The 26,698-nt window shown below is 70.6% G+C and carries 25 protein-coding genes; 14 read left to right on the top strand and 11 right to left on the bottom strand.

All coding sequences use genetic code 11. From position 1 onward, the window contains the following. Positions 1–48 precede the first annotated feature (48 nt). Positions 49–771 (top strand): GntR family transcriptional regulator, encoded by a 723-nt coding sequence (locus KFLA_RS33390; protein ID WP_012924263.1) that lies wholly within the window; start codon positions 49–51, stop codon positions 769–771. Between the two features lie 165 nt (positions 772–936). Next, positions 937–1,962: a class II fructose-bisphosphate aldolase gene (gene fbaA / locus KFLA_RS33385; protein ID WP_012924262.1), complete on the top strand. Its 1,026-nt coding sequence runs from the start codon at positions 937–939 to the stop codon at positions 1,960–1,962. Positions 1,963–2,034: 72 nt separating this feature from the next. On the opposite strand, the gene KFLA_RS36125 is transcribed toward fbaA, so the two are convergent. The 3 genes from KFLA_RS36125 to KFLA_RS33365 all read right to left on the bottom strand — a co-directional run bounded on the left by KFLA_RS36125 (position 2,035) and on the right by KFLA_RS33365 (position 4,792). Next, entirely contained in the window at positions 2,035–2,940 is a 906-nt protein-coding gene (locus KFLA_RS36125; protein WP_012924261.1) for a hypothetical protein, read from the bottom strand. A 272-nt stretch (positions 2,941–3,212) separates the two neighbouring features. Then, positions 3,213–4,256, bottom strand: a complete 1,044-nt coding sequence (locus tag KFLA_RS33370) for a type IV toxin-antitoxin system AbiEi family antitoxin domain-containing protein (RefSeq protein WP_158307308.1) — start codon at positions 4,254–4,256, stop codon at positions 3,213–3,215. Positions 4,257–4,348: 92 nt separating this feature from the next. Beyond that, positions 4,349–4,792 carry an HNH endonuclease gene (locus KFLA_RS33365; protein ID WP_012924259.1) on the bottom strand — a complete coding sequence of 148 codons (444 nt, stop codon included), beginning with the start codon at positions 4,790–4,792 and terminating at the stop codon, positions 4,349–4,351. A gap of 145 nt (positions 4,793–4,937) precedes the next feature. Between KFLA_RS33365 and KFLA_RS33360 the strand changes: the two genes are divergently transcribed. The 3 genes from KFLA_RS33360 to KFLA_RS33350 all read left to right on the top strand — a co-directional run bounded on the left by KFLA_RS33360 (position 4,938) and on the right by KFLA_RS33350 (position 7,684). Continuing rightward, complete coding sequence (locus tag KFLA_RS33360; RefSeq protein WP_012924258.1) at positions 4,938–5,345, top strand: DUF3151 domain-containing protein; 408 nt, start codon at positions 4,938–4,940, stop codon at positions 5,343–5,345. A 140-nt stretch (positions 5,346–5,485) separates the two neighbouring features. After that, positions 5,486–6,322 (top strand): 2-phosphosulfolactate phosphatase, encoded by an 837-nt coding sequence (locus KFLA_RS33355; RefSeq protein WP_012924257.1) that lies wholly within the window; start codon positions 5,486–5,488, stop codon positions 6,320–6,322. A gap of 165 nt (positions 6,323–6,487) precedes the next feature. After that, positions 6,488–7,684, top strand: a complete 1,197-nt coding sequence (locus KFLA_RS33350) for an MFS transporter (protein ID WP_012924256.1) — start codon at positions 6,488–6,490, stop codon at positions 7,682–7,684. On the opposite strand, the gene KFLA_RS33345 is transcribed toward KFLA_RS33350, so the two are convergent. Then, entirely contained in the window at positions 7,675–8,493 is an 819-nt protein-coding gene (locus KFLA_RS33345; RefSeq protein WP_012924255.1) for an AraC family transcriptional regulator, read from the bottom strand. The two genes, KFLA_RS33350 and KFLA_RS33345, sit on opposite strands and share 10 nt — an antisense overlap. 57 nt (positions 8,494–8,550) lie before the next feature. Between KFLA_RS33345 and KFLA_RS33340 the strand changes: the two genes are divergently transcribed. Further along, entirely contained in the window at positions 8,551–9,039 is a 489-nt protein-coding gene (locus KFLA_RS33340) for a VOC family protein (RefSeq protein ID WP_012924254.1), read from the top strand. 308 nt (positions 9,040–9,347) lie between these two features. Beyond that, the gene (locus KFLA_RS33335) at positions 9,348–10,640 is read left to right on the top strand and encodes an adenylosuccinate synthase (protein ID WP_012924253.1); all 1,293 of its coding nucleotides are present in this window, start codon (positions 9,348–9,350) and stop codon (positions 10,638–10,640) included. A gap of 118 nt (positions 10,641–10,758) precedes the next feature. On the opposite strand, the gene KFLA_RS33330 is transcribed toward KFLA_RS33335, so the two are convergent. Further along, entirely contained in the window at positions 10,759–12,771 is a 2,013-nt protein-coding gene (locus KFLA_RS33330) for a protein kinase domain-containing protein (RefSeq protein ID WP_012924252.1), read from the bottom strand. Positions 12,772–13,057: 286 nt separating this feature from the next. Between KFLA_RS33330 and KFLA_RS33325 the strand changes: the two genes are divergently transcribed. Beyond that, positions 13,058–13,648, top strand: coding sequence for a DJ-1/PfpI family protein (locus tag KFLA_RS33325; RefSeq protein ID WP_012924251.1), 591 nt, complete (start codon positions 13,058–13,060; stop codon positions 13,646–13,648). A gap of 32 nt (positions 13,649–13,680) precedes the next feature. Here KFLA_RS33325 and KFLA_RS33320 read toward each other — a convergent pair whose 3' ends face one another. Next, positions 13,681–14,862, bottom strand: a complete 1,182-nt coding sequence (locus KFLA_RS33320) for a class I SAM-dependent methyltransferase (RefSeq protein WP_041289599.1) — start codon at positions 14,860–14,862, stop codon at positions 13,681–13,683. A 180-nt stretch (positions 14,863–15,042) separates the two neighbouring features. Here KFLA_RS33320 and KFLA_RS33315 point away from each other — a divergent pair, with 180 nt between their 5' ends. After that, a complete protein-coding gene (locus tag KFLA_RS33315) occupies positions 15,043–15,633 on the top strand; it encodes a TetR/AcrR family transcriptional regulator (protein ID WP_012924249.1) in 591 nt (196 codons plus the stop codon). 73 nt (positions 15,634–15,706) lie between these two features. Here KFLA_RS33315 and KFLA_RS33310 read toward each other — a convergent pair whose 3' ends face one another. Next, positions 15,707–16,540: a siderophore-interacting protein gene (locus tag KFLA_RS33310; RefSeq protein ID WP_012924248.1), complete on the bottom strand. Its 834-nt coding sequence runs from the start codon at positions 16,538–16,540 to the stop codon at positions 15,707–15,709. 118 nt (positions 16,541–16,658) lie between these two features. Between KFLA_RS33310 and KFLA_RS33305 the strand changes: the two genes are divergently transcribed. Genes KFLA_RS33305 through KFLA_RS33295 form a run of 3 tightly spaced genes read left to right on the top strand, consistent with a single transcriptional unit; the run spans position 16,659 to position 19,781 of the window. Continuing rightward, positions 16,659–17,732, top strand: coding sequence for a FecCD family ABC transporter permease (locus KFLA_RS33305; RefSeq protein WP_012924247.1), 1,074 nt, complete (start codon positions 16,659–16,661; stop codon positions 17,730–17,732). Continuing rightward, a complete protein-coding gene (locus tag KFLA_RS33300) occupies positions 17,732–18,811 on the top strand; it encodes a FecCD family ABC transporter permease (protein ID WP_012924246.1) in 1,080 nt (359 codons plus the stop codon). Before KFLA_RS33305 ends, KFLA_RS33300 begins: the two co-directional genes overlap by 1 nt. 1 nt (position 18,812) lies before the next feature. Continuing rightward, positions 18,813–19,781 carry an ABC transporter ATP-binding protein gene (locus KFLA_RS33295; protein WP_012924245.1) on the top strand — a complete coding sequence of 323 codons (969 nt, stop codon included), beginning with the start codon at positions 18,813–18,815 and terminating at the stop codon, positions 19,779–19,781. Positions 19,782–19,954: 173 nt separating this feature from the next. Here the strand turns inward: KFLA_RS33295 and KFLA_RS33290 are convergent, their stop codons facing one another. The 3 genes from KFLA_RS33290 to KFLA_RS33280 form a co-directional block, all read right to left on the bottom strand. After that, positions 19,955–20,584: a DUF2238 domain-containing protein gene (locus KFLA_RS33290; RefSeq protein ID WP_049797475.1), complete on the bottom strand. Its 630-nt coding sequence runs from the start codon at positions 20,582–20,584 to the stop codon at positions 19,955–19,957. Between the two features lie 102 nt (positions 20,585–20,686). After that, positions 20,687–21,058 (bottom strand): FKBP-type peptidyl-prolyl cis-trans isomerase, encoded by a 372-nt coding sequence (locus KFLA_RS33285; protein ID WP_012924243.1) that lies wholly within the window; start codon positions 21,056–21,058, stop codon positions 20,687–20,689. Positions 21,059–21,178: 120 nt separating this feature from the next. Further along, a complete protein-coding gene (locus KFLA_RS33280; RefSeq protein WP_012924242.1) occupies positions 21,179–22,051 on the bottom strand; it encodes an alpha/beta fold hydrolase in 873 nt (290 codons plus the stop codon). Between the two features lie 86 nt (positions 22,052–22,137). On the opposite strand from KFLA_RS33280, the gene KFLA_RS33275 reads away from it, so the two are divergent. Together KFLA_RS33275 and KFLA_RS33270 are read left to right on the top strand one after the other, a co-directional pair. Next, on the top strand, positions 22,138–22,839 hold the full coding sequence (locus tag KFLA_RS33275; protein WP_012924241.1) for a hypothetical protein: 702 nt from the start codon (positions 22,138–22,140) through the stop codon (positions 22,837–22,839). Between the two features lie 41 nt (positions 22,840–22,880). Beyond that, complete coding sequence (locus tag KFLA_RS33270; RefSeq protein ID WP_012924240.1) at positions 22,881–25,109, top strand: DEAD/DEAH box helicase; 2,229 nt, start codon at positions 22,881–22,883, stop codon at positions 25,107–25,109. A 154-nt stretch (positions 25,110–25,263) separates the two neighbouring features. On the opposite strand, the gene KFLA_RS33265 is transcribed toward KFLA_RS33270, so the two are convergent. Beyond that, positions 25,264–26,673: an ABC transporter substrate-binding protein gene (locus KFLA_RS33265; RefSeq protein ID WP_012924239.1), complete on the bottom strand. Its 1,410-nt coding sequence runs from the start codon at positions 26,671–26,673 to the stop codon at positions 25,264–25,266. Positions 26,674–26,698 lie beyond the last annotated feature (25 nt).

The following is a 26,698-nucleotide window of genomic DNA, read 5'->3' as shown; positions in this document are numbered from 1 at the left end:
CTGGGGCACCCCCGGGAGTACCGCCCAGGTCTGGAGGATCGAGATTCGATGGTGGCGACCAAGCGGGCCCAGGTCCGATCGGTGCTGGAACGGCTGATCGACGTCGAGCTGCACCCCGGGGACCCGATCCCGTCCGAGCGCGCGCTGGTGGACAAGCTGAACGTCTCCCGGGTCACCGTCCGGCAGGCGATCAGCGACCTGGTCGAGTCCGGCGCGCTGGAACGCGTGCACGGCAAGGGGACCTTCGTCACCGGCCCCCAGGTCGACTCGCAGTTGCACCTGACCTCGTTCTCCCGGGAGATGCGCGCCCGGGGTCTGGAGCCCGGCACGGTGGTGCTGTCGGCCACCGAGATCGAGGCGTCCGACGAGACCGCCAAGGGTCTGCGGGTGGCCAAGGGCACGAAGGTCGTCCGGGTCGAGCGGCTGCGCACCGCCGACGCCTCGCCGATGGCCTACGAGGTCGGCTACTACCCGTCCGCGCTCTTTCCCGGCCTGCTCGGCCGTGAGCTCGGCACCCTGTACGACGTCTTCGCCAGCGAGTACGACGTCGTCGTCACCTCGGGTGAGCAGACCGTCCGGGCGGACAACGCCGACGGTCATGTCGCCCGGGTCCTCGGCGTGGCCCGGCGGGCACCCCTGCTAATCCTCGAGCGGACCACCTTCGCCGGCCGCAAGGTCGTCGAGCTGTCCTGGTCGGCCTACCGGGCCGACCGCTACCGGCTGCACATGGCGCTCACGCCGCGCGGCCCGCGGTCCGGTTCGTCGTCCTGACGCCAACTGGACCGAACGTGTTCATCAACTGGTCTACATCCTGCCGTTCGCTCCCCGGCCGTCCCGGCCGGTACGACAGGTGGGCCGCCGGGGACGACGAGGTCCCCGGCGGTGATACTGGAGCCGACCCACACGAACTTTTTGTTGTGAGGAGTACCGCGAGACATGCCTATTGCCACCCCTGAGGTCTACGCCGAGATGCTGGACAAGGCGAAGCAGAACCGCTTCGCCTACCCGGCCATCAATGTCAGCTCCTCGCAGACGCTGACCGCCGCGATCCGCGGCTTCGCCGAGGCGGGCTCGGACGGCATCGTCCAGGTCTCCACCGGCGGTGCGGAGTACCTGTCCGGCTCGACCGTGAAGAACATGGTGACCGGTTCGGTCGCGCTGGCCGCGTACGCGCACGAGGTCGCGAAGAACTACAACGTGAACATCGCGCTGCACACCGACCACTGCCCGAAGGACAAGCTGGACGGCTTCGTCCGGCCGCTGCTGGAGATCTCCGCCGAGCGGATCGCCCGCGGCGAGAACCCGCTGTTCCAGTCGCACATGTGGGACGGTTCGGCCGTTCCGCTGGACGAGAACCTGGAGATCGCCAAGGAGCTGCTGGCCAAGGCCGCGGCGGCCAAGATCGTGCTGGAGATCGAGGTCGGCGTCGTCGGTGGCGAGGAGGACGGTGTCGCGAACGAGATCAACGACAAGCTGTACACCACCGTCGAGGACGGCCTGGCCACGGTCGAGGCGCTCGGCACCGGTGAGAACGGCCGCTACCTGACCGCGCTCACCTTCGGCAACGTGCACGGCGTCTACAAGCCGGGCTCGGTCAAGCTGCGCCCGGAGATCCTCAAGGAGATCCAGGACGCGGTCGGCGCCAAGGTCGGCAAGGAGCGCCCGTTCGACCTGGTCTTCCACGGCGGCTCCGGCTCCACCCTGGAGGAGATCCGCGCCGCGGTCGACCACGGTGTGATCAAGATGAACGTGGACACCGACACGCAGTACGCGTTCACCCGGCCGGCCGCCGCGCACATGTTCGCCAACTACGACGGTGTGCTGAAGGTCGACGGTGAGGTCGGCAACAAGAAGGCCTACGACCCGCGCGCCTGGGGCAAGGCCGCCGAGGCCGGCATGGCCCAGCGCGTCGCCGAGGCCTGCGAGCACCTGCGCTCCACCGGCACCTCGCTCAACGCCTGACCCGTACCACCCGACGGGCCCGCTGCCCCGGCAGCGGGCCCGTTCGCGCGTCGCCGGGGAGCCGCGTCGTGTCTAGCGAACGGTTACTCGCCCCCAATCCGGCGCGAAGAACGGGGTGATGGACTGGCAGTCGGTGATCGGCTCGTCGGTGGGGGTGAAGCCCCAGAGCCAGCCGAGGCGGTCGGTGCGGCCGTCCTTGAGGGAGAACGAGACCGGCTTGCCGACCAGTTGCGGGGCGGTGGGGGACTTGGTGACGATGCCGGTGGCAACGGCGACCGGACCGCCGACGGCCAGGCAGGTGATGCGGCCCTGGAAGTCCGCGACGACCTGGCCGTCGGGTTTGTGGTGAGTGACGTGGAACCCGCCCTTCACCTGCCGGGAGTTGTCGCCAGGGGCGATCCGGGCGGCGAGGGCGAAGCGCAGTGGGTCGCCGACGAACGGGGGCGACGTGCTGGTCCCGCCCAGCACCGCGTGGATCTGGGAACCGGCCGCGTTGGACTGCACGTCGACCCGGGCGGCGGACGACTGATGACCGGATCCGCCTCGGACGCGGAAGTCGCCCCAGTTGACGGCGAAGTGCGGAGCGGTGCCCTGGACCCGGTTGACCGGGGCGCCGAAGAAGCCCCAGACCCAGCCGATCCGGTCCGGTGTCCGCGGAGCAGACCCGCGTGGCCGGCCGCTGTCGTAGACGGTGAGCGCGATCTTCTGGCCGACCATTTCCAGCGGCAGCCCGGGATGCGAGGCTGCTTCGATCACGCCGGTGAGCGTCGCGACCTCGTCGACGGCGTACAGGCTCGTCACCTTGCCGCTGAACTCGGCCAGCAGTCGCCCGTCGGGCTTGCGGTGCACGACGTGGAAGGTGCCGGTCGGGGCCAGGGGATTCACAGCCCGGGCGTCGATCTCGAAGCTGACCGGATCGCCGGCGGAACCGCCCCACTCCTTGCCGAGGATCCCGCCGGCCTTGCCATGGACCTCCATCACTGCTTCACCGGCTGCCGCGGTCCCTGCTGCGGCGGGTGCCGGTGGACCGGCGGCCGACGGCGTTCCAGCCAGTACAGAGATGAGACCGGCGACGGCGACGCCGATGGCTCCGGCCCGGAGGACTCTTCGACGGTAGGTGATGTGCACTTGTTGCTCAACTCCTTTGTGGGCGGTTCAGCGGTTCCACCACCGTTGCCTGCACGGCGCGGCGGCAGATCCCTCCAATGGATGAAGTGACTAGCTCCGACGGGTGACCGGACCCTGAGTGCTCAGCGCGCGGGCCGGCGCGCTCGACGACCGGGGTCGAGCGCCCGGACAGCGGTGGCTCGGACGGCTTGGGCGAAAGTCCCGCGCACCCTGTCGACGACGCCAGGCGGATCGTCGAGTTCGGCCCACGAGATCCAGCAGTAGCCCGCAGGCGACGGATCGACGGGCAACCCGGGACGCGGTACGCCGAACGCTCGATCGGCCGCCTCGGCGAGGTACGCGGTGAGCGCGGTCGGGCTCTCGTCGTCGGCGGCGGTCCGGTACGGGCGGTGGGCCTCGAACTCGACCACGGTCCGCTCGGCCGGGAACCACAACGAGCAAGCGAGCTGGTCGGCGTCGACGCCCGGCGGTGGCAGCGAGGACGGCTTGGGCAGGCCGACGTCGGCCAGGATCAGACGCAGGCGGGACTCCGCGACCGAGGCGGACTCGCCGGTGGCGTGGGCGATCACCCGGTGCGCGCGGTCGACGCCGTCGGGCAGGTGATCGGCGGCTCGGCGCAGTGCCGTCGTGGTGGTCAGACCGGCGTAGAGCGCGGCATCGGCGACCGCGAGGGCCGCGGCCGGGGGGCACGTCGCCGCCACTTCGACCACCGCCCGCGACGGAGACACCAGCCGCAACGTGTTCCACACCAGCACGCCAGGACCGACCGGGTCCCGCACGTGCCGGAGGACTTCGCCGTGGCCGGGCTCGCGCTCGACGACCTCGGCCGTCGTTGCGGACGCAGCACGGCTGCCTACGGTCAGGTGGACCGTGGACAGGTCCAGCCCCCACAAAGGCAGCGCGTGCAGGGCGGCGGCCGACTGGTGGCTGACCGTCGCGCCGGGATGCCGGCGTAGGACGTGGAAGGTGCGGCGCAGGTGCAGGGTTTCGTCGGTGACGACGGCGAGCTCGCGAAAGGCGGCGTACCGGCCGGGGCGGATCCGGCGCCAGCCGCCGGTGGCGAGCAGCGCGTCGATGTCGGGATCGGGATAACCGCAGGCTCGCGCGTCGGCGCGGGTGAAGACGCCGCCGCGGATCGCGGTCATCACACTGAGTCGTGGGTTCACACCTCAGAAGATGCCGCGATCACCGCCCTGCGCCGACGGTCGTTGCGATCCCTGTGGACGACCGGAAAAGGGCATAAAAAAGGCCCGTCAGGTCAGCTGACGAGCTCGGCGCGGGTTGGCACCCAGGGTTGCCACAGCAGCGGCATACCGGCCTCGGCGGGCGTCCGGTTGCCCTTCCGCTCGTTGCAGGCGGCGTGGGCGGCGACCGCGTTCAGCCACTCCGTACGGCCGCCTCTGGACCTCGGTTGCACGTGGTCCATGGTGTCGGCGTTGTCCAGCCCGCAGTAGGCGCAGCGGAACCTGTCCCGCCGCAGCACACCGTGCTTGCTGTACTTCATCCGGCCGGCCGCGTACCGCCAGTGGGTCACCACGTAGCGGACCAGCCGGAGCACCCTGGGCACCGGAAAAGGGCCGATGTACCGCTCGCCGTGCGCCTCTTCCACCACCGCGACCTCGCGGACCAGCATCCGGATGGCGTGCTGGATCGAGACGGTGTGCAACGGCTCGTACGACGCGTTCAGAACGATGACGCTCATCCGGTGCCTCCTTTCCGGCCGTAGCTGGGAACCACGGCGGTACGACGCAGGGTCTCAAGCATCCGTGGCCGGTCGGTGAACGGTCAACGGATTTCGCCAGACGGTCACGTGCCGGGCCGGCTGCGTGATCGGCGAAGATGTGCCTATGGAATTGAACAATCTGCTGAGTGGTCCACCCGAGACCCTACTCCCCGAGGACCCGGCCGCGGCGGAACTCGCCGCCGGGCTGCCGGCGGTGGAGGCGGCCGCCAAGTTCCCGACCTCCTCCCTGGCCTGGTCCGAGCTGGCCGAGGAGGCGTTCGCCGGCGGTCGCACGATCGAGGCCTACGCCTACGCCCGGACCGGCTACCACCGCGGCCTGGACCTGCTGCGCCGCAACGGCTGGAAGGGTCACGGCCCGATCCCGTGGGAGCACGAGCCGAACCGCGGCTTCCTGCGCTGCCTGGCGGTGCTGGGCAAGGCCGCGGCCGCCATCGAGGAGAAGGACGAGGCCGAGCGCTGTGCCACCTTCCTGCGCGACTCCTCGCCCACCGCGGCCGACGTCCTGAGCTGAAACCGCCTCCGGCGTCTCAGGGGTTGACCCTCGAGGTGCAGGGTTGGCCCACCAGAATCCGAGCGGCCAACCCTGCACCTGATGGGTGAACCCACCAAAAGGCGTTGCCGGGCCGGGGCGGTGCGGGCAGGATCCTGGCGGTGACCAGCCCTTACTCGCAGTCCGGATACCGCGTCGGCTTCGACTGGGGGCCGGTCGGCGCCGCGGCGGTTCCCGGTGCATTGGTCGCGGTCGTCGACGTCCTCTCGTTCACCACCTCGGTGACGGTCGCCGCCGACCGCGGCATCGCGGTGCTGCCCTACCGCTGGCGCGACGACACAGCCCGCCAGTACGCCGAACAGCACGCCGCCGCGCTCGCCGTCGGCCGGTCCGAGGCGGGCCCCGACGGCATCAGCCTGTCCCCAGTGAGCATCCGCCAAGCCGGCGACGTGCAGCGGCTGGTCCTCCCGTCGCCAAACGGCTCCACCATCTCCCAGCAGCTCGCCGACAGCGGCTCCACCGTGCTGGCTGTCTGCCTCCGCAACGCATCCGCCGCTGCGGACTGGATCGCGGCAAGGGTGGCGGCCGCTGGTGCTAACGCTTCCGTCGGCTCGCACGCGGTGAACTCCGTCCACGGCGCAGACGCGGCCGACTCTGTCCGCGCAGACGCGGCAGTCCGTCCGGCGGTGGTTGCTATCGCTGCCGGCGAGCGCTGGCCCGACGGTTCACTGCGCCCCGCAGTGGAAGACCTCTGGGGTGCGGGCGCCTTCCTGGCCGCGCTGGCCGACCGTGGCGTCGGTCCGCTGTCCCCGGAAGCCCGAGCAGTCGCAGCGGCGTACCGGGACATCGCGGACGAGCTGCCGAAGCTCCTGCACGACTGCGCCGGCGGACGCGAGCTGACGCAGTACGGCTTCCCCCAGGACGTCGCCATCGCGGCGGAGGTGGACAGCAGCTCCGCCGTCCCTGTACTGCGCGGCCTGGCCTTCACGGTAGACTGACGCCGAACGACAATCTCGAGAGTTCTGCCCGGTGACAGAGCCGGCAGGCGGCGTGCGTCCCCGCTTCCTGCCGAAAATGGACGGTTGTTGGCGGCACTGACGGACCGATGAAGCTGGACGCCCACGGTCAGATCACCGCCCCACCGGGCAGCGGAAGGTACACCCGTGCCGGCACTCACCGGACGGATCAGCACGCCCCGCACCAGCTACAGCATCGTGCTCAGGACGCCGGGAGCGTGGAAGTTCTTCTTGGCGGCGGCGCCCGCGCGCATCGGCATCGCCATGACCGGCCTCGGCATCGTCTGGCTGGTGCACGGCTCCACCGGCTCGTACGCGGTGGCCGGCACCGTGACCGGCGGCTTCGCGGTCGCCGAGGCGTTGGCCGGCCCGCAGGTGGCCCGCCTCATCGACCGCTACGGCCAGACCCGCATGCTGCCGGTCACTCTGCTGTTCCACGCAGCGGCTGTGGCGCTACTGATCGCCCTGACCACCACTCAGCATCCACAGGTCATGCTTGTGCTCGCGGGTGTGCTCGCCGGAGCTTCACTGCCGCAGGTAGGAGCGCAGACCTCAGCTCGGTGGGTCCATGCGCTCCGGGGCCGCCCGGAGCTGTCGACAGCCTTCGCTCTGGAAGCTCTCAGCACAGGCGTCGCCTTCCTGGTCGGCCCAGTGCTCATCGGCACGGTCAGCGCACTGGGCAGTCCGATGGCCGGCTCCATCCTTGCCGCCAGCCTTCTGGTCGCAGGCGGGCTTTCGCTAGCAGTGCAACGCAGTACGGCGCCTCCGCTTGCTCAGCGCAACAGGTTGGAGAGCTCAGCACGACTGCTCCGCCGAGGCTTCCTCGTACTGATCGCCACCAACATCGGCATCGGCCTGTTCTTCGGCAGCATGCAGGTCTCGGTCACTGCCTTCGCGGTCGACAGCGGCTCTCCGTCGCTGGCCGGACCGCTCTATGCCGTCACCAGCCTGGTCAGCTTGTTCGCCGGTTTCGCCTATGGAGCAAGGACCTGGCGGATGCCGCCGCCGCGTCAGTTCGTACTCGTCCTGACCGCGCTGACCCTCAGCACCATCCCTCTGCTGGTCGCCAGCTCCCCACTGACGCTCGCGCTGGCCCTGGCCCTGCCAGGACTGGCCATCGCGCCCTTCCAGACCCTTTCCGCGGTGCTGACCGAGTCCGAGGTGGCTCCGTCGGTCCTCACCCAGGCCTTCACCTGGCTCAACTCCGGCAGCGCAGCCGGCGTGGCCTTGGGCGCCGCCCTCGCCGGCCGCGTGGTCGACGCCCACAGTCCCCACTACGGCTTCGCTCTCGCTCTGCTGGCCACGCTGGTCGCCACCGTGGTCGCGTTGACCCGTCAGCGGTAGGTGATCTGGCGTTCGGCGGCGGTGCGGGTGGCGTAGTCGGTGGGGGTGAGGCCGATCTGGTCCTTGAACTCGCGGGCGAAGTGGGCCTGGTCGAAGTAGCCGAGGGCGACGGCGAGGTCGGCCAGCTCGGTCGCTTCGCCGCGGGCCAGCAGTTCGGCGCCGTCGTGCAGGCGGTAGCGGCGCAGGACCCACTTCGGGCCGACGCCGACGTAGCGGCGGAACAGCCGTTGCAGGGTGCGGATCGGTACGCCGAACCGCTCGGTGAGCTGGTCCACCCGGGTCACCGAGCGGTCCTCGGCCATCGCCGCGACGATCCGGCGAACCAGCGCGTACTGCGGGTCGTCGGCGACCAGGTGGTCGGCCAGGTAGGCCTCGACCACCGCGCGGCGGCGTACGTCGGCCTGCTCGGCGAAGACCAGGTCGGCCAGCCGATCGGCGTCCGGGAACACCGCGCTCAGCGGCAGCACCTGGTCGCGGAACGACGCCACGTCCCGCCCGGTCACCGCCCCGAACCCGCCGGCCCAGAACTTCACCCCGAACACCCGGCCCCGACCGACCAGCTCCCGCTGGAACTTGCGGGTGCGGACGCCGTTCACGAACGCCCCGCCGGGCTGCTCGAAGGTCACGTTCACGCTCGGGTACGGCAGCACTTCGGCGAGGTACGGCTCGCGCAGGTCCCACTCGACCGTCCAGTACCACTCGACGAAGCGGCCGACCGCCGGACCGGCCGCGAGCCGGCTCAGACTGCGGTGCCGGGCCTGTTCCTGCGGGTGCAGGATGCCCTTCTCGCTGTCCGGCGGCTGGGTCACGGTGGCTGTCGCTTTCTTCCAAGACCGGGAGGCCCGGGGTCGCGAAGACTGCCGGGCATGACGACGAACACGGTAAACCCCATCCCCGACGGTTATCACTCGCTCACCCCGTACCTGGCCGTGCCCGACGGGCCGAAGGCGATCGAGTTCTACACCCAGGTGTTCGGCGCCGAGGTGGTCAGCCGGCAGGACCTGCCGGACGGGCGGCTCGGCCAGGCGGAGCTGCGGTTCGGCGACTCGATGCTGCAGCTCAGCGACCAGATGCCGCAGATCGGGCTGCGGGCACCGAACGGCGAGTGGGTGCACTCGTCGCTGGTGCACTACGTGCCGGACGTGGACGCGACCTTCGCGAAGGCGGTCGAGGCCGGTGCCCGGCCGGTCGAGCCGGTGTCGACCTTCCTGACCGGCGACCGGTACGGCACGGTCATCGACCCGTTCGGGCACCGCTGGGCGATCCTCACCAAGGTCGAGGACGTCTCCCGCGAGGAGGCCGACCGGCGGGTCAAGCAATGGCTGGCTTCGAACCCCGAGGGCACCGGCGCCTGAGCGGCGAAGACCCGGAAACGCCCACCGGGCACAAGGAAGCGGCCCGCCGGAACCGTCCCCTGCGGCAGTTTCGGCGGGCCGCTGACTAAGAGTGTGCACGTGATCACGGAAAATGGCAAGCCCGTGGTGCGGTCCAGCTCACCGGCGACGACGGTCTGCACGAACCGCCGGTCCGGTAGGCTTTGGCCGCAAGAGCCTGGAACGCACACCGGATGAACGTTCGGTGAAGCGTGCCGGGCTTCACCGTTTCGAGCGGCGGCCGTGGGCGGCGAGATGCCGTCGGCCGGCGCGTGAAGAGGAGGGCTGAGATGCCCGCAATCGTGCTCGTCGGCGCCCAGTGGGGCGATGAGGGCAAAGGCAAGGCAACCGATCTGCTCGGCAACACCGGGACCGCGATCGACTACGTGGTGAAGTTCAACGGCGGCAACAACGCCGGCCACACGGTTGTCATCGGCACCGAGAAGTACGCGCTGCACCTGCTGCCGAGCGGGATCCTGACCCCCGGGGTGACGCCGGTCATCGGCAACGGGGTGGTGGTCGACCTCAGCGTGCTGTTCGAGGAGCTGGACGCGCTGCAGGCCCGTGACGTCGACACCAGCCGGCTGGTGGTGAGTGCGAACGCGCACATCATTCCGCCGTACAACCGGACCCTGGACAAGGTGGCCGAGCGGTTCCTCGGCAGCCGCAAGATCGGCACCACCGGGCGCGGCATCGGCCCGACGTACGCCGACAAGATGAACCGGATCGGCATCCGGGTCCAGGACCTGTACGACGAGAAGATCCTGGAGCAGAAGGTCACCGGCGCGCTGGAGCAGAAGAACCAGCTGCTGGTGAAGATCTACAACCGTCGCGCGGTGGAGATCGCCGAGGTGATGGACGAGCTGCTGGGCTATGCCGACCGGCTGCGCCCGATGGTCGCCGACACCAGCCTGCTGCTGGGCAAGGCGCTGGACGCGGGCAAGACCGTGCTGATGGAGGCCGGGCAGGCGACGCTGCTGGACGTCGACCACGGCACCTACCCGTTCGTCACGTCCTCCAACGCGATCTCGGCCGGCGCCTGCACCGGAGCCGGCATCCCGCCGACCCGGATCGACCGGGTGATGGCCGTGGTCAAGGCCTACACCACCCGCGTCGGCGAGGGCCCGTTCCCGACCGAGCTGCTGGACGCCGACGGCGAGTGGCTGCGCCAGCAGGGCTTCGAGTTCGGTACGACGACCGGCCGGCCGCGGCGCTGCGGCTGGTACGACGCGGTGATCGCCCGGTACGCCGCCCGGGTCAACGGCGTCACCGACTTCGTGCTGACCAAGCTGGACACCCTGACCGGCCGGGAGAAGATCCCGGTCTGCGTCGCGTACGACGTGAACGGGGTCCGGCACGACGAGATGCCGATGACGCAGACCGACTTCCACCATGCGGTGCCGGTCTACGAGGAGCTCGACGGCTGGAGCGAGGACATCACCGGCTGCCGCAGCTTCGAGGACCTGCCGAAGAACGCGCAGACCTACGTGCGCGCGGTCGAGTCGATGAGCGGGGCGCCGATCTCCGCGGTCGGGGTCGGGCCGGAGCGTTCACAGATCCTGATCCTGGACAACCGGATCTGAGTCGCGGGCCGGCGCACCGACGGTGCGCCGGCCCGGACAGAACCCGGGCGCAACACCGGCCGCACCAAGACGGGCCGCGACCGGATCGGCCCGGACAAGACCCTTCGTCGGGAGCGGATCAGTTCACGAACGGCAGGTCGCGGATGACCGGCAGGTAGCGCAGGTCCCCAACGGTCGGCGAGCTCGGCAGCTCGGGCAGCCGGAAGGCGTCGCCGAGTGGCGTCCAGTCGGTGCCCGCGCTCCACGCCTGGTAAGCCACCCCCACAGCGGTCACCAGCAGTGCGGCGGTGACCAGAGTGCTCAACCAGGCCGGGCGGAACACGGAGCGAAGCCCCGCCCGCGCCCCACGCCGGAGGGAAGACCCACCCGGCCCGCCCCATGCGGTCAGCAGACCGACAGCAGCGCCGATCGCCGTACTGACCGGTGCCAGCGGCGTCCACTCGAAGCCTTGGACCAGCGCCAGGGTCAGCGTGGTCAGACCGCCGACGGTGAACCCCACCACGAGCGGCAGGATCGCGCAGGGCAGGGACACCAGCGCCGCACTGGCCAGGTGCACCGGGCTGGCGGCGACAGCGACGATCCCGTCCGAGCGACCGCGGTATCCGCGAGCCTCACGCCGCCGCAGCAGCGCAGTACTGGACTTGTCGACCATCCGCGCCAGCACAGTCAGCGCGCCGGCGACCAGGATGCCGGCGACCGGTAGAGCGGCGATGAGCACAGCCAGGACGAGCAGGAGCGCGAACAGCATCCCGGCACGCGACGACGGTGGCAGCGGCGTCCCCTGCGCCCGCCGGTCCACAGCCTTGTCGTACTGCGGTTTCGCCGGCACCAGGTAGTTGGACGGCCCGGAGTACTGCGCCGGGTGGCTGTCCGCCGGCGGGTACTGGTTGTTCGGCGCCGGGTAGTGACTGGTCGGAGCCGGTCCAGCGAAGCCAGGACCAGCCGCCGGACCTCCCAGGCCCGCCGGGGCCGCCGCTTGGTACGGCAGGGGCATCGCGGCCGGCGCAGCGGCAGTCGGCGTCGGGCTGTACGTCGCCGGGTGCACCGGGACCGCCTTTGCCTGCTGCGCCGCCTTCTGCTGCGCGGCGACGTCGCGCAGCTTGTCCCGGATCGGCGCGAACGCCGACAGCGGGGGGATCACCGGTGGTACGAGCTGAGCCACCTCGGCCGGATCAGGGTCAGCAGGAGTCGCCGGCACCACCCGCGTCATCACCGCGGTCGGTGGGTTGAGCTGGATGGTGTCCTTGACGTTCGCGGCGGTCAGCACCGCGGTGCCCGCCTCCGCCGGTGGGACCAGCGCGTCGCGGCCCTCGGCGTACCGGTTGAGGCCGGCCATGATCTCGAGCTGGGTCGGGCGGTCGCGGCGGTCCGGAGCGAGGGCGGCGGCGAGCAGCGGCTTCAGCCGGGGGTCCAGGCCCTCCAGGTCGGCCTGGCCGCTGTGGACGCGGCTCAGCACGACCTCGAACGGGCCCTTGCCGAACGGGCGGCGCCCGGTGGCCGCGTAGGCGACGGTGGCGGCCCAGCCCCACCAGTCGGCGGACTCGGACACCATCTCGCCCTCGATCAGCTCCGGCGCCAGATAGCCCGGGGTGCCGATCACCAGACCGGTCTGGGTCAGCCGCAGGTCGTCCGCGGCCTGGGCGATGCCGAAGTCGATCATCACCGGCTTGCCGTTGAACATCATCACGTTGCCGGGCTTCAGGTCGCGATGAATCACCCCGGTCGCGTGGATCGCCTGCAGCGACTCCGCCAGGCATCCGGCCAGCGGCAGCCAGCGCTGCGGGGTCAGCGGGCCGCGCTCGTCCACCTGCTCGTCCAGCGGGCGGCCGGGCACGAACCGGGTCACCAGGTACGGGCGGTCGGCGCGCAGGTCGTGGTCGAGGATGCCGGCGACGCCCGGGTGGTTGACCTTGCGCAGCGTGGTCGCCTCACGCTCGAGCCGGGCCCGGGCGGTCGGGTCGTGCGCCACGTGCGGCCGCAGTACCTTGAGCGCGACCTCTTTGTGCTCAGGCCCCTCGGCCAGGTAGACGACGCCCATGCCGCCCTGTCCGAGCCGCCGGATCAACCGGTACGGCCCGATCCGCTCTTCCACCTCCAGCGGCGTGGAAGGTCGTCCCCCTGTCCCAGACATGGCATCTACGGTACGTCGGCACCGGCGCATCCACTGCCGTACGCCGTCGTGCTGACGAGGACGCGGCCGGTGCCCGGGGCGGTGGGCGCCGGCCGCGTCCTGGTTCGGAGGAGTGAGCTGGGCGGACCTCCGACTGAGGCCTCCACTATGAGTAGCGGTCCCATCACAGTTCGTGCGAGCGCCTTGCGCCCAGCGGTCAGATCCCTGCGCCCAGTGGCCAGATCCTGCGGAGAACCGACCACTGGACGGCTGGCTGCGGGACTCCAGGGCCGGTTGGCTGGAGGACATGCGAATCGAGATCCTGGTGTTCGACGGAGTGGACGAGCTGGACGTGCTGGGCCCGTACGAGGCGTGGAGCCTCGCGGCCGGCCAGTCGGACCTCGAGGTGGTCCTGGTCGGCCTCGACGGACCGGCCGAGATCACCGGCAACCACGGGCTGCAGTTCAAGGCGCCGGAGGGGCTCGGAGTGCCGAACGCCGTCCTGGTGCCCGGCGGCGGCTGGCTCACCCGGGCCGAGCAGGGCGCGTGGGCCGAGGCTCGTCGCGGAGTGCTGCCGGCCCGGCTCGCTGAGCTGGCGCCGGAGCTGGACTGGATCGGCTCGGTCTGTACCGGCTCGATGCTGCTCGCCGAGGCAGGCCTGCTGAAGGGACGGCCGGCGACCACGAATCACAGCGCCTGGCCCGAGCTGGAAGCCTTCGGGGTCGAGTTGAAGAAGAACCGGGTCGTCGACGACGGGACCGTCGTCACGTCCGGCGGGATCACCGCCGGCCTCGACCTGGCGCTGCACATCGTCGAGCGGAAGATCTCACCCGACGTGGCCGACCAGGTCGCCGACTCCCTGGAGTACACCCGCATCCGCGACGTCCACGTCAGCTGAGTTCCGTCGCAGACGAGGTAGGGAAGGTGCGGTCAGCGTCTCTTCAGGAGCAGGCCGCGGCTGCCGCGTTTGCGGACGTACGCGCGGCCGCCGGCGACCGGCTCGAATCTCGGCAGGGCGAGCTCGACCTGCTCGTCGACGGTCCAGCTCGCCGGCCAGGTCCGCGCCGCCAGCTCGACGGGCTCCATCGTCACGAACAGCCGGTCGGTGGGGAACCGGTCCAGCAGGGACAGGTCCTGCTCGTAGTACAGGAGCTCGATCAGCAGGTACGCCGAACCGGTGAGCCGGCGGGTCGTCACCAGCTCCTCGTAGCTGTGCGCGTGGATCCGCACGTCCCCGCTCACGCAGGCGCCGCCGATGACACCGGGGCCCGGGCCGTCGACGCCGGAGGCAGCCGTCCGGAGCCGGTCGAGGAACACGGGATTCGGCTCGGTGGCGTCGACCGAGTAACCGTCGGCTGCCAGGCGGCGGGTCAGCGCGCCCTCGCAGGCGCCGACCTCGATCACCCGTCCGGCCGCCGGGTCCAGGTGCGACCGGACCCAGGCCGCGGTCGCGTCCAGCCGCTCGATCTCGTACGGCGACGTCGCGAACTCCCACGGATCGGTCACCAGCGCGGCGTCGTCGCCCAGGTCGCCGGTCAGTGCGAACAGCCGGGCGCGCTCGTCCGGGATCGACCCGAAGAACCGCTCGACCGCAGGCACTCTCGTCGTGAGCACCGCGTTCTGGTCGTGCTCGGGAAGCGCGATCAGGTCGGCACAGTGCAGATTGACGAAAGCGAGCTTGGCCTCGATCAGGGCCGGGCTCAGGTGCTCGTCCACGTCGGTGGTCCACTGCAGCTCCGGGGCGTCGCCGACCGCGTGCACAACCGGCGCGCGGCGTACGAGACCGGCCAGTTCGAGACCCCAGCGCGCGCGGCGCGGGCGCCTGTCCGCCGGGTTGTGCGTCCACACCGTCGCCTCGACGTCGCCTGTCTCCAGCGTGATCAGGTCCGCCGCCGCGCCGGGGGAGAACGGCTTGCGACCGTCCGCGGCCGTGCCGCGCAGCTCGGCGAGCGGCGCGAGCCGCCCGGCCAGCGGAGTCGCGGCGGGCAGCTTCAGGTACGCGCCGCGGTCGGCGACGAGCACGTGGACCTCGCGACCGCGGGCCGGGTCGAGCACGGACAGGAAATCGAGGGTGACATCTTCCGGACGGAGTACCGCAACGACGTCGATCATTTCCACCATTTTATGCAGCATCTCTACAAAAATGCGCGGGCGGAGCGTGTCGGCGACGCCCGGCCGCAGACCCTCGAAGCGCGTGGGTCACGAGAAGCGCCGTAGGAGATAAACAGATAAGTTTCTATCGGCGTAGACCGAACGGTTTCCCGGCGCGGGCGAAGCCGGTACGCTCGTCGTATGACGACCCAGGCGACATCCCGCGAGCGGCTGCTGGAGGCCGCGAGCGAACTGTTCTACCGCGACGGCGTGAGCATCGGCGTCGACGCGCTGTGCAAGGCGGCCGGGGTGTCGAAGAAGTCGATGTACCAGCTGTTCCGGTCCAAGGACGAGGTGATCGCCGAGAGCCTGGCCAGCCGCGGCCCGTACTACCAGGCGACGCTGCTGCCCAGCCCGGACGACGACCGCCCGGCGCGGGCCCGGATCCTTGCCGTCTTCGAGCGGCAGGAGGAGATGGCTGCCAGCGGCAACTACCTGGGCTGCCCGTTCGTCAGCACCGCGGTCGAGCTGAAGAATCCCGAGCATCCCGGCAGCGTCGTCGCGCGCCACTTCAAGCAGGCTCTCACCGACTTCTTCCGCGCGGAGCTCGCTCGCACCCACGCCGAGGACCCCGGCACGCTGGCCGTCCAGCTCACGATGGTCTTCGACGGCGCCAGCGCTCGGGCGGTCGTGCGGGCTCAGCCGCTCAACGGCACCGGCGTTCGGCTGGCTGCCACCCTGCTCGACGCCGCCGGTGTCCGCGACGAACGCCTGGCGGCCCAAGCTCGCTGACCCGTGCCCCGCCGGTGTGGCGGTTGCGCACGAGGATCGCAGCTACTGCTCGCGCGAGCAGTGCTGCGTCGTTTCAGACCTGCGGTTCGCCGCGCTTCCAGTAGCCCTGGAAGGAGATCGTGGACTTCGGCAGGCCCGTGTCGACGAGGTGGCGGCGGACGGACTTGATCATGGTGGACTCGCCGGCCACCCAGGCGTAGTCGACGCCGTGCGGCAGGGTCGCCGACTCGAGGGCCTCGAGCAACGACTTCGGAGAGTCGGCCGGGGCGCCGGTGTGGGCGATCCAGGTGATGTCGGCGGTACCCGGGGTCGGCAGGGCGCGGATGTCGCGCAGGTCGGGCACCTCGACGAAGACGGTCGCGTGCACGGAAGGCGGCAGCTGCTCGAGGATCGAGGCGAGCGCGGGCAGCGCGGTCTCGTCGGCGACCAGGACGCGGCGCAGGCTGTCGGCCGGCGGCACGTAGTCGACGCCGGAGTGCAGCAGCCCCTTGACGCTGGTGGTGTCGACGGCGAACGGCACGATCAGCCCGACCTGGTCGCCCGGCTGGGCGTCGCTGACCCAGGCGGACGCCGGCCCGTTGACGCCGTGCAGCACGAACTCGATGTCCAGTTCGCAGACCTCGGGCCGGACCGCGCGCACCGTGTACGTGCGCATCACGAAACGCTCGTTCTCCGGCGTCGCGCACCACTCGGTGTACCAGTCCGGGCCGCTCGGTAGCCGCAGGTCGCTGCCGTCCGGCGGGGTGAGCAGCACCTTGATCCGCTGGTCCGGGCCCGCGACGACGACGTCCGCGAGCTCCGGGGCGACGAACGTCACCCGGCGCAGGTGCGGGCTGAGGTCGTCGATCGCGGCCACGGTCACCAGGACCGAGTCGAACGTGATCGGCCGTTCGAGCACTGTGGTCATGCCGGGTCTCCGGAGTAAGTAGTGACAAAGCAGGGGACCCCAGGTGCGGCCCCGGGGCGAGCGGGCTATTCTGAGGCGTCTAGAGGTTAGCCTTACCTAAGAGGATCCCAAAAGTCCAATGCCCCCGCCTGCCGCCGCGGCCACGAGGCCGGCCCCCGCCACCGCGGACGTCGTACCGCGTTGTCCGCGCGCCCGCCGGACCACGCTGGTCGCCGGGCTGCTGGTCGCCGTCGTGCTGCTGCTGGTGGTCTGTCTGCTCAGCATCGCCGTCGGGTCGAAGCAGATCCCGTTCGGCACGGTCCTCGACGCTCTGCGCCACTACGACAACACGAACACCGACCACGTGATCGTGCACTCGCTGCGGGTCCCGCGGACACTGATCGGTCTGCTGGTGGGCGCGGCGCTCGGCCTGTCCGGCGCGCTGATGCAGGGCGTCACCCGCAACCCGCTGGCCGATCCGGGCATTCTCGGCGTGAACGGCGGCGCCGCCCTGTTCGTTGTCGGCGGCATCTACTGGCTCGGGCTGACCAGCCTGACGGCGTACGTCTGGCTGGCCTTCGCCGGCGCGGCGGCCGCCTCGGTCGCGGTCTACATGCTCGGCTCGCTCGGCCGTGAGGGCGCGACGCCGGTCAAGCTGGCGCTCGCCGGCGCGGCGATGACCGCGATGCTCGGCTCGCTGACCACCGCCCTGCTGATCGGCGACGTCGACACCTTCGACCAGTTCCGGTTCTGGTCGGTCGGGTCGCTGGCCGGCCGTGGCCCCGAGATCGCGGCCCAGGTCGCGCCGTTCATCCTGATCGGCATCGCGCTCGCCCTGGTCTCCGGCCGGTTGCTCAACGCGCTGTCGCTCGGCGACGACGTGGCCCGCTCGCTCGGGCAGCGGGTCGGCACGGCCCGGCTGTTCACCGCCGTCACGGTGGTCCTGCTGTCCGGCGCCGCCACCGCCGCCGCGGGGCCGATCGGCTTCGTCGGGCTGACCATCCCGCACGTGGCCCGCCTGATCACCGGCCCGGACTACCGCTGGATCCTGCCGTACTCGATGCTGCTGGCTCCGATCCTGCTGCTCGGCTCCGACGTGCTCGGCCGGATCGTCGCGCAGCCCGGCGAGCTCCAGGTCGGCATCGTCACCGCCGTGATCGGGGCGCCGTTCTTCATCGCCCTGGTCCGCCGCCGGAAGCTGGCGGACCTGTGATGGCCCAGCTGACCGCCCCGGAGACCGGCCACGCGCCGAACTCCGGGCTGACCCCGGCCCAGGTGATCACCCGCGCCCGCGCCGTACGCCGGGCCCGCGGGCTCGCCGTCACGGCCGTGCTCGCAGTGCTGGTCTTCGCCGCCTTCTGCGTCTCGCTGTCGCTGGGCGACTTCAAGATCCCGGTGGTCGACGTCGTGAAGACGCTGTTCGGCCAGGGCGACAAGGCGACCGAGTTCATCGTGAACCGGCTCCGCCTGCCGCGGGCGCTGACCGGTCTGCTGGTCGGTGCGGCGCTCGGGATGTCCGGCGCGATCTTCCAGAGCATCGCCCGCAACCCGCTGGCCAGCCCGGACATCATCGGCGTCACCTACGGCGCGAGCGCGTTCGCGGTGTTCGCGATCATCACCCTCGGTCTGACCGGTCCGGCCGTCGCCGGAATGGCGATGGCCGGTGCGCTGCTGACCGCGTTCACCATGTACCTGCTGGCCTGGCGCCGGGGTGTGTCGAGCTACCGGCTGATCCTCGTCGGCATCGGGATCGGCGCGATCGCGACCAGCGTCACGTCGTACCTGCTGACCAAGGCCCGGGTGGAGGTCGCGCAGCAGGCCCTGATCTGGCTCACCGGCAGCCTCAACGGGCGGGACTGGTCGCACGTGCGGTCGGTCGCGATCACGCTGGTGGTGCTGACGCCGTTCCTGGTCCTGCTCGTGCACCGGCTGCGGATCCTGCAGCTGGGCGACGAGACGGCGTACGGGCTGGGGCTGCGGGTGGAGGGCTCGCGGCTCGGGCTGATCGTGATCGCGGTGCTGCTGGCCGCGGTCGCGACCGCCGCGGCCGGTCCGATCGGGTTCGTCGCCTTCGTGGCGCCGCCGATCGCCCGCCGGCTGGTCCGCTCGCCCGGACCGGCAATGGTCGCGTCCGCGCTGATCGGCGCGCTGGTGGTGGCGCTGTCGGACCTGATCGCGCAGCACGCGTTCGGCGACACCCAGTTGCCGGTCGGTGTGGTCACCGGCGTCGTCGGCGCGCCGTACCTGATGTTCCTGCTGGCCCGGGCGAACCGGGTGGGGAGTGGTGGCTGAGATGGAGAACCCGGTGGAAACCACGATCGAGCCCACGGTGACGCCCACGGTCGCGCACAGCCTGTCCGTCGAGCAGCTGGCGGTCGGGTACGAGCAGCGCGAGATCATTCACGACCTGTCGGTGCGGATCCCGACCGGCAAGATCACCGTGATCGTCGGCGCGAACGCCTGCGGCAAGTCGACGCTGCTGAAGACGATGGCCCGGCTGCTCAAGCCGAGCCGCGGCACCGTGCTGCTGGACGGCAAGAGCATCCAGCAGGTGTCGACCCGGGAGGTCGCCACCAAGCTGGGTCTGCTGCCGCAGTCGCCGACCGCGCCGGAGGGCATCACGGTCGCCGACCTGGTCGGCCGCGGCCGGTACCCGCACCAGGGCTGGATCCGGCAGTGGACCAAAGCCGACGACGAGGCCGTCGCCGACGCGATGCTGTCCACCGACGTGCTGGAGATCGCCGACCGGCCGATCGACGAGCTGTCCGGCGGTCAGCGCCAGCGGGTCTGGATCGCGATGGCGCTGGCGCAGCAGACCGACATCCTGCTGCTCGACGAGCCGACCACGTTCCTCGACCTGACCCACCAGTTCGAGGTGCTCGACCTGCTGGTCGACCTGAACCGGCGCGACGACCGGACCATCGTGCTGGTGCTGCACGACCTGAACCAGGCCTGCCGGTTCGGCGACCACCTGATCGCGATGAAGGGTGGCCGGATCGTTGCTGAGGGCAACCCCCGGCAGGTGATCACCGAGCAGGTCGTGCACGACGTCTTCGGCCTGGCCGTCAAGGTGATTCCCGACCCGGTCGCCGGTACGCCGATGGTGGTCCCGATCGGGCGGCACACCACCCGGGTGGACGCTCCGGCCGCTCTGCGCGACGACCTGTCCCCCCAGGCCGGTTCCGCGGCAGCCAGTCCGGCAGCCCGGGCCCTCGCCGCCAGCGCCCTCGCCAACGGCATCTGCCGCCCCACGGATCGCTGACCCGGCCGCAAGCACACCCCGCCGAATCGGACCCCAGCGGCCCAGCAGCCCCCAGCACCCGGGCCGCACACCGCCGCCCTCGCTCCCGCCGGTGTGCACCATTCGGGGGGATCACCGCGACCCTTGTGGGTTCTCCCCGGGTACGCCAGGGGCAGAAGCCACAACGTGGCGGGTTATCCCTGCAAAGGTGGGCGGCGGCGGGTGTGGGAGACGATCAGGCCGGCCAGGAGGGCGCCGAGGGTGCCGAGCGACAGGTCGCCGAGGGTGTCGGTGTAGGCGGTCCTGAGCTCGGCGGAGTGGCGGATGAAGGCGTAGTACTCGCCCAGCTCCCAGATCACCGCGGCGGTCACACCGAAGCCCAGGGCAACGAACGCGGTCAGTCCGCGCGACAGCGGCCAGGGCGCGAAGGCGAGCAGAACTCCGGCGGTGAGCAGGCCCCAGAGCACGAAGTGCATGGCGTCGTCCCACCAGGCGATGGTGTCGAACAGGTTGAGCCGGTTGCCGATCAGGTCGACCAGCCAGGGCAGCGTGATCAGCAGGTGTGCAGCCCACGGGAAGCTGGTGTGCAACGCGCTCCTCGACCGGCCGTAGGCCCACCACCACAGCGGCAGCACCATCGCGCCGAGCGGGTAGACCACCAGTCGCGCGGTCGAGGCCTTGCCCTTGATCCCGCTCAGGTCCGGCCAGATCAGGGCCGTCAGCAACAACAGGAACAGGGCCGCGGTGGCCGTCAGGGCGGCGTACCGGGTGAACGGCCGGGAGACCGCCGCCGGGGCGGACGTCTTGAGGGTCGCCATCGTCATGCTCCCAGTCCAGCAGATCCGGGCGGCCGGCGGATGAGTACTGCTACCCAAAAGCCCCCGGTTGCGCCGGTGTGACGCATCCGGGGGCTGCTTGGTTGGAGGTCAGCTGACGCTGATCAGGTCGACCACGAAGATCAGGGTCTCGCCCGGCTTGATCGCGGTGCCGGCGCCGCGGTCGCCGTAGCCCAGGTGCGGCGGGATGACCAGCTTGCGCCGGCCGCCCACCTTCATGCCCTGGACGCCGGTGTCCCAGCCCTGGATGACCTGGCCGACGCCGAGCTGGAAGGCCAGCGGCGCGCCCCGGTTGTACGACGCGTCGAACTCCTCGCCGGTGGAGTGGGCCACGCCCACGTAGTGCACGTTCACCCGGGAGCCGGCCTTGGCCTCGGCGCCGTCGCCCTCGGTGATGTCGGTGATCTCCAGATCCGCCGGCGGCGGGCCGTCCGGAAAGTCGATCTCAGGCTTCTCAGTCATGTGACCAGCTAACCAGATCGGCGAACGTCCACCACGCACCAACCCCGCCCGAACCCGCCCCGAGGTCGCCGCCCGAGCGTGCGGCCGGGCGAGCGCGGCGGGTTGGTGAGTGGTGCGGGTTCAGCCGGCCGCGAGAGTCTCGCGCAGCTTCGCGGCGAACTCCTCCGGCTTGCCGGGCATGCCGTACTCGTCGCCGAGGAAGCCGCCGTGGTTGCTCGGGAAGACGACCGGGGTCAGCCCGAGCCGCTCGGCGATCGCCTCGCCGCCGCGCCGGGCCAGCTGCCGGCTGGACTCCTCGCCGACGGCGATCACCAGCCGGTCGGTGGCCTTGGCCAGCGCGTCCACGTCCGGCCGGTACGACGTGCAGCCGCGCAGGTTCTGCCCGAGCAAGGCGTCGTCCCGGTTGCCGTCGTCCTCGGTCGGCAGACCGAACATGGCCGGATCGGGCGCCGGCTGGCTGGTGTAGTCGGCAGGGATTTCCCCGTCGTACTGGGTGATCGCGATGAACTTCGCCATCGCCGGACCCATCCCGTCGCGCTGGTAGGTCTGGTAGATGTCCTCGCACGCGGCCAGCGCGTACTCGGCGTCCGGGACGAGTCCGGCCAACGGCGGCTCGTGCGCGACCACTCGCCGGACCAGCTCGGGGCGGCGGGCGACCAGGGCCAGCGCGTTGACCGCGCCACCGCTGCTCGCGAACAGGTCGACCGGACCGGCGTCGAGGGCCTCGATCAGCGCGATCAGGTCGCCCGCGTGGTCCTCCGGCGACAGCTCGCCGGTGCCGTCGGTACGCGCGCTGCGCTCGACGCCGCGCGGGTCGTAGGTGACCACGGTCCGGTCCTCGAAGTACGACGCCAGCGTCGGGAACCCGCTCGCGCCCATCGGCGAACCGATCAGCAGCAGCACCGGCTGGTCCCGGTCGGCCAGCTCACCGCGTACGTCGTACGTGAGGGTGGCGCCCGGTACGGCGAGGGTGTGGGTGACGGGGTCCGGCATGGCATCTCCTCCAGGTTGTCGCAGCGCTTGGCGCGAGCCTAAACGGGCCGGGAGTTCATGCCCAGTCCGCGCTAGCCTGGTCGCTCATGCGGACGAAAGCTGTCTTCCTGGCCGTCACCGTGGCGTTGCTGGCCGCAACCGGCACCGCGCGTGCGGCGACCGAGAACTACGGCCAGTACTCCCTGATGTTCGAGCGCTCGGCTGGTCAGTACTGGGCGGGCGGCTCCGCAGCCGGACAGTGGGCGTGGTTCCCGCAGAGCGAGACCACCTCCGACATCTCCTGGGGCGACCCGAAGGCCTGGCCGCCGAAGTCCGCCGAACGGTTCGTCCGCAACGGCGACTGGGTCCTGCTCGACGGCTACAGCGACGGTGCCGGCCGTCCGGTGACCCAGGTCCAGCGGGTGACCTCGGAGACCATCGCCGACGCCACCTGCGCCGACCCGCAGCCGCTGCCGTCGGCTGACGGGCGCCAGCACTATGTGCGCTGGACCGTGCCCGCCACCGGCTACTGCCTCGATGCCCGCGGCACGATCACCAACGGCTCCACCACCGTCAACTTCCGCCACCTGCAGAAGTGGCTCCCGGCCCACCCCTGCGCCAACCCGTACTTCGCCGGCCGCACCTGCATCACCCAGGTCGAGCAGTGGTGGGACGACGACAACCACCCCTACGCGCTCCAGCTCTCCCGGACCCTCGAACTGGCCCGGGGCCTGGGCATGGCCTTCACCAACCGCACCACCTTCCCGGTGGAGTGGAACGCCGACGCCAAGCGCTACTGGCACTACTGACCCTGACCGGTCGATCCCGGAGCGTGGGGCAGACTGGCGCGATGACCGATCAGGGGGAGACGGAGACCGCCGACCGGATGCGGTCGAGCGTCGGCCGTGCCGCCCGTGACCTGATTCGCCGGGTCGACGAGCTCCGGGTTCGAGCCGAAACCCTGATCGGCAGGCCGGACTCGCTGCGGGAGCAGGCCCACGAACAACTCGCCGTACTGACCCAACGCCAGGTAGTCCGTGAGTTGGAGAGCCTGCCGGTCACGGCCTTGCAGGAAGTGACGGGCACGCGGGTCGGCATGCTCGAGAAGGCCGGCTACCGGACGATCGGGCGGCTGGCCGGGGTGTCCAGTGCCGAACTGGTCGCGCTGCCCGGAATCGGGCCGAAGACCGCAGACAAGATCACCGAGGCGGTCCGGGCGGTCGTGGGCGACGTCGCCCGCTCGGCGCAGTTCAGGTTCCAGCCGGATCGGCCGGACGACGCGCAGCGTGACCTGCTGGCGACGTTGACCGCGATCCGGCGTGCGGACGCGGCGGTCGCCGGCCTGATCGGCCCGGTGCGGGAGCTGACCGGCGTCACCCAGGAGTGGCTGGTCGCCGCGGCGCCGACCCGGCGGCGGCTGTCGATGTGGATGTCCGGGCGGGACAAGAAGCAGGCCGCGCTGCTGGCGCTCAGCCGGCTCGAGACGATCGACCAGCATCCCCGGACCGCCTGGCTGGCGAAGGAGATCGCCCGGCACGAGCAGGCGGTCGCGCTCACCGGCTACACCGACGAACGGCTCTGGCGCGAGTACGCCGCCGACGCGGCGGCGGTGAACGCCGTGCTGTCGACGGTCGGCGGGGTCCAGGTCGAGGTCGAGGCGGCGCAGGGGTTCATCCCCGAGGAGCTGCGGCAGCGGATCACCGCCGTACCGCTGGACACCAGCCTGGTGAAGTCGACGTTGCGGGGTTACCAGGTCTTCGGTGCGCAGTACCTGATTCACCAGGAGCGATCGATCCTCGGCGACGAGATGGGGCTCGGCAAGACGATCCAGGCGCTCGCCGCCGCGGCGCATCTCGCGGCCCACGGGCAGCAGCGGTTCCTGGTGGTCTGCCCGGCCAGCGTCCAGATGAACTGGCTCAACGAGATCTCCAAGCACACGCAACTCGAGCCGCACAACCTGCACGGGCCCCAGCGCGACGGCGCCGCTCGCCGGTGGCTGCGGGACGGTGGGGTGGCGGTGACGACGTTCGGGACGCTGGGCAGCTTGGACGTGCTGAAGGGGCACGGCCAGGCGCTGCTGGTCGTGGACGAGGCGCACTACGTGAAGAACCCGAAGGCCCGTCGCTCCCAGGTCGTCGGCCGGGCGGTGGCGGCGGCGCAGCGGGTGGTGTTCCTGACCGGTACGCCGATGGAGAACCGGGTCGAGGAGTTCCGCAACCTGGTCGAGCACCTGCAGCCGGCCACGGCGAAAGGGCTCAAGGCAATCAATGCCGTTGCCGGGGCCAAGCAGTTCCGCCGGGCGGTGGCGCCGGTCTACCTGCGCCGCAACCAGGAGGACGTGCTCACCGAGCTACCCGAGAAGATCGAGATCGACGACTGGGTCCTGCCCACCGCCGAGGACAAGGCGGCGTACGTCAGCGCGGTTCGCTCGGGCAATCTGATGCGGATGCGGCAGGCGGCCTTCGAGGTTGCCGGCTCGGCGAAGCTGGAGCGGATCGCCGAGATCGTCGAGGAGGCACGCGAGGACGGCCGCAAGGTGGTCGTCTTCTCCTACTTCCTCACCGTCCTGGACCGGATCGAGCAGGCGGTCGGCCCGACGACCGGCTCCATCCGCGGCGCCGTCGGCCCGACCGAACGCCAACGCCTGGTCGACGAGTTCACCGCCGCCCCCGGCCACGCCGTCCTGCTCAGCCAGATCGAGGCCGGCGGCGTAGGCCTCAACATGCAGGCCGCCTCGGTCGTCATCCTCGCCGAACCCCACTGGAAACCCAGCACCGAGCAGCAAGCCGTCGCCCGGGCCCACCGGATGGGCCAGATCCGCACGGTCCAGGTCCACCGCCTGCTCGCCAAGGACACCGTCGACGACCGCATCCGCGAAGTCCAGGAACACAAACGCCTGCTCTTCGACGAGTACGCCCGCAAGAGCGACGCCAAGCAACTGGACCCCCGAGCGGTCGACCATCGCGCCCACCGTCTGGACGACGACAGAGTCCCCGTCCAGGACCGCATCGTGCTCGCCGAACAACACCGCCTCGGCATTACCTCAGGAGCCTCGCCCACCGAGCCCACGCCCGGCTGACCTGCCAGTCCTTCGGTTCAAAGCACCTCGCCTGTCGACCGCTCTCCACGAACTCAAGTCCAGCGGGTGGAATCCTGTGTCGACGAGAGCAGGTGCGTACGGCGACGTCCGAGGCGCCCTGGGCTTGAGCAAGGTGCTTCGGACGTCGGGCGGGCTACTTCTTGACCGTCTTGTTGTACTGGTCGATCTGGGGCTTGATGGAGTCGGCGGCGGACTTCATCGCGGCAGCGGGGTCGGTGCCGAGGACCGCTTTTTCCAGGCCGTCTTCGGCGGCCTTGCGGGCTTGGGGCATGACGCCGAGGATGCAGCCGGAGGAGGCGTTCGACGGCTTGGTGTTGTGGAGTTGGGTGATGGCGGTGGTGAACTGCGGGTACTGCGCGACCCAGGCCTTGTCCTCGGGCAGGTCGAGGGCCTTGGAGTTGATCGGGAAGTAGCCGGTGCCGGTGTGCCAGGCGGCCTGCTGCTCCGGGGTCGAGGCGAACTTCACGAACTCCCAGGAGGCGCGCTTCTCGGCGTCGGAGTGGCCGGGGCCGTTGACCCACAGGGAGGCGCCGCCGATGATCGGGCCGCCGGTGTCGCCGGCGCTCAGCTTCGGGAACGGCGCGGTCATCACGGTGAACTTGCCTTTCGCCGCGTCCAGGTAGCCGCGCAGCGAGCCGGTCGACTCCAGGTGCATCGCCGACGTGCCGGACTTGAACACGGCCTGGGCGTCGTCGGTCTTCTTGCCGGTGTTCGGCATCAGGCCCTGCTTGACCATCTGCTGGTACCAGGTGGCGATCTTCACGCCCTGCTCGTCGGCGAAGTTCACCTGGGTGGCCAGGTCCTTGCGGCCGTTCTCGTTGTCGCAGTACGTCGTACCGGACTGGGCGATCAGCTGCTCCACGAACCAGCCGTAGATCGCCGCGTTGAACCCGTACTGCGTGGTCCGTCCGCCCTGCTTGATCGTCAGCTTCTTCGCCGCGGCCATGATCGCGTCGAGGTCGGCCGGCGGCTTGGCCGGGTCCAGGCCGGCCTTCACGAAGGCTTCCTTGTTGATGTAGAGCAGCGGCATCGAGGTGTTGAACGGCATCGAGTTGAGCTTGCCGTCGATCGAGTAGTAGTTCGCGATGTTCGGCTCGATCGAGTCCAGCGCGTAGCCGTCCTTGTCGGCGAAGCTCTGGATCGGCACGGTCTGCTTGGAGTCGATCATGAACCGCGAGCCGATGTCGTAGATCTGCACCACCGACGGCGTGTTGCCCTGCTGCACCGACGTCTTGTACTTCGTGATCGTCTCGTCGTAGTCGCCCTGGTAGACGGCCTGGACCTCGATCTTGCCGCTGTTCTTGGCATTGAACGCCTTCACCAGCTTGTCGACCGCCTCGCCGTTGGCACCCTTCATGCCGTGCCAGAAGGTCACCTTGGTGACGCCGGTCGCCTGGTCCAGGGCGTCCGCGCCGGGAGCCTCCTGGCCGTTGCCGGAGTCGCCGTCGCCGGAGTCGCTGCTGCCACAACCGGCCGCCACCAGGGCGAGCACCGCCAGCAGGGCCGCCGCGGTCGCCGTACGCCGTTGTCGGATCGATCGCATGCTCTTGCCTTTCTGTCCTACCGGA

The organism is Kribbella flavida DSM 17836, from assembly GCF_000024345.1.
GTDB lineage: Bacteria > Actinomycetota > Actinomycetes > Propionibacteriales > Kribbellaceae > Kribbella > Kribbella flavida.
Note: the sequence above shows the minus strand (reverse complement) of the source record. Positions and strands in the feature narration are given on the sequence as shown.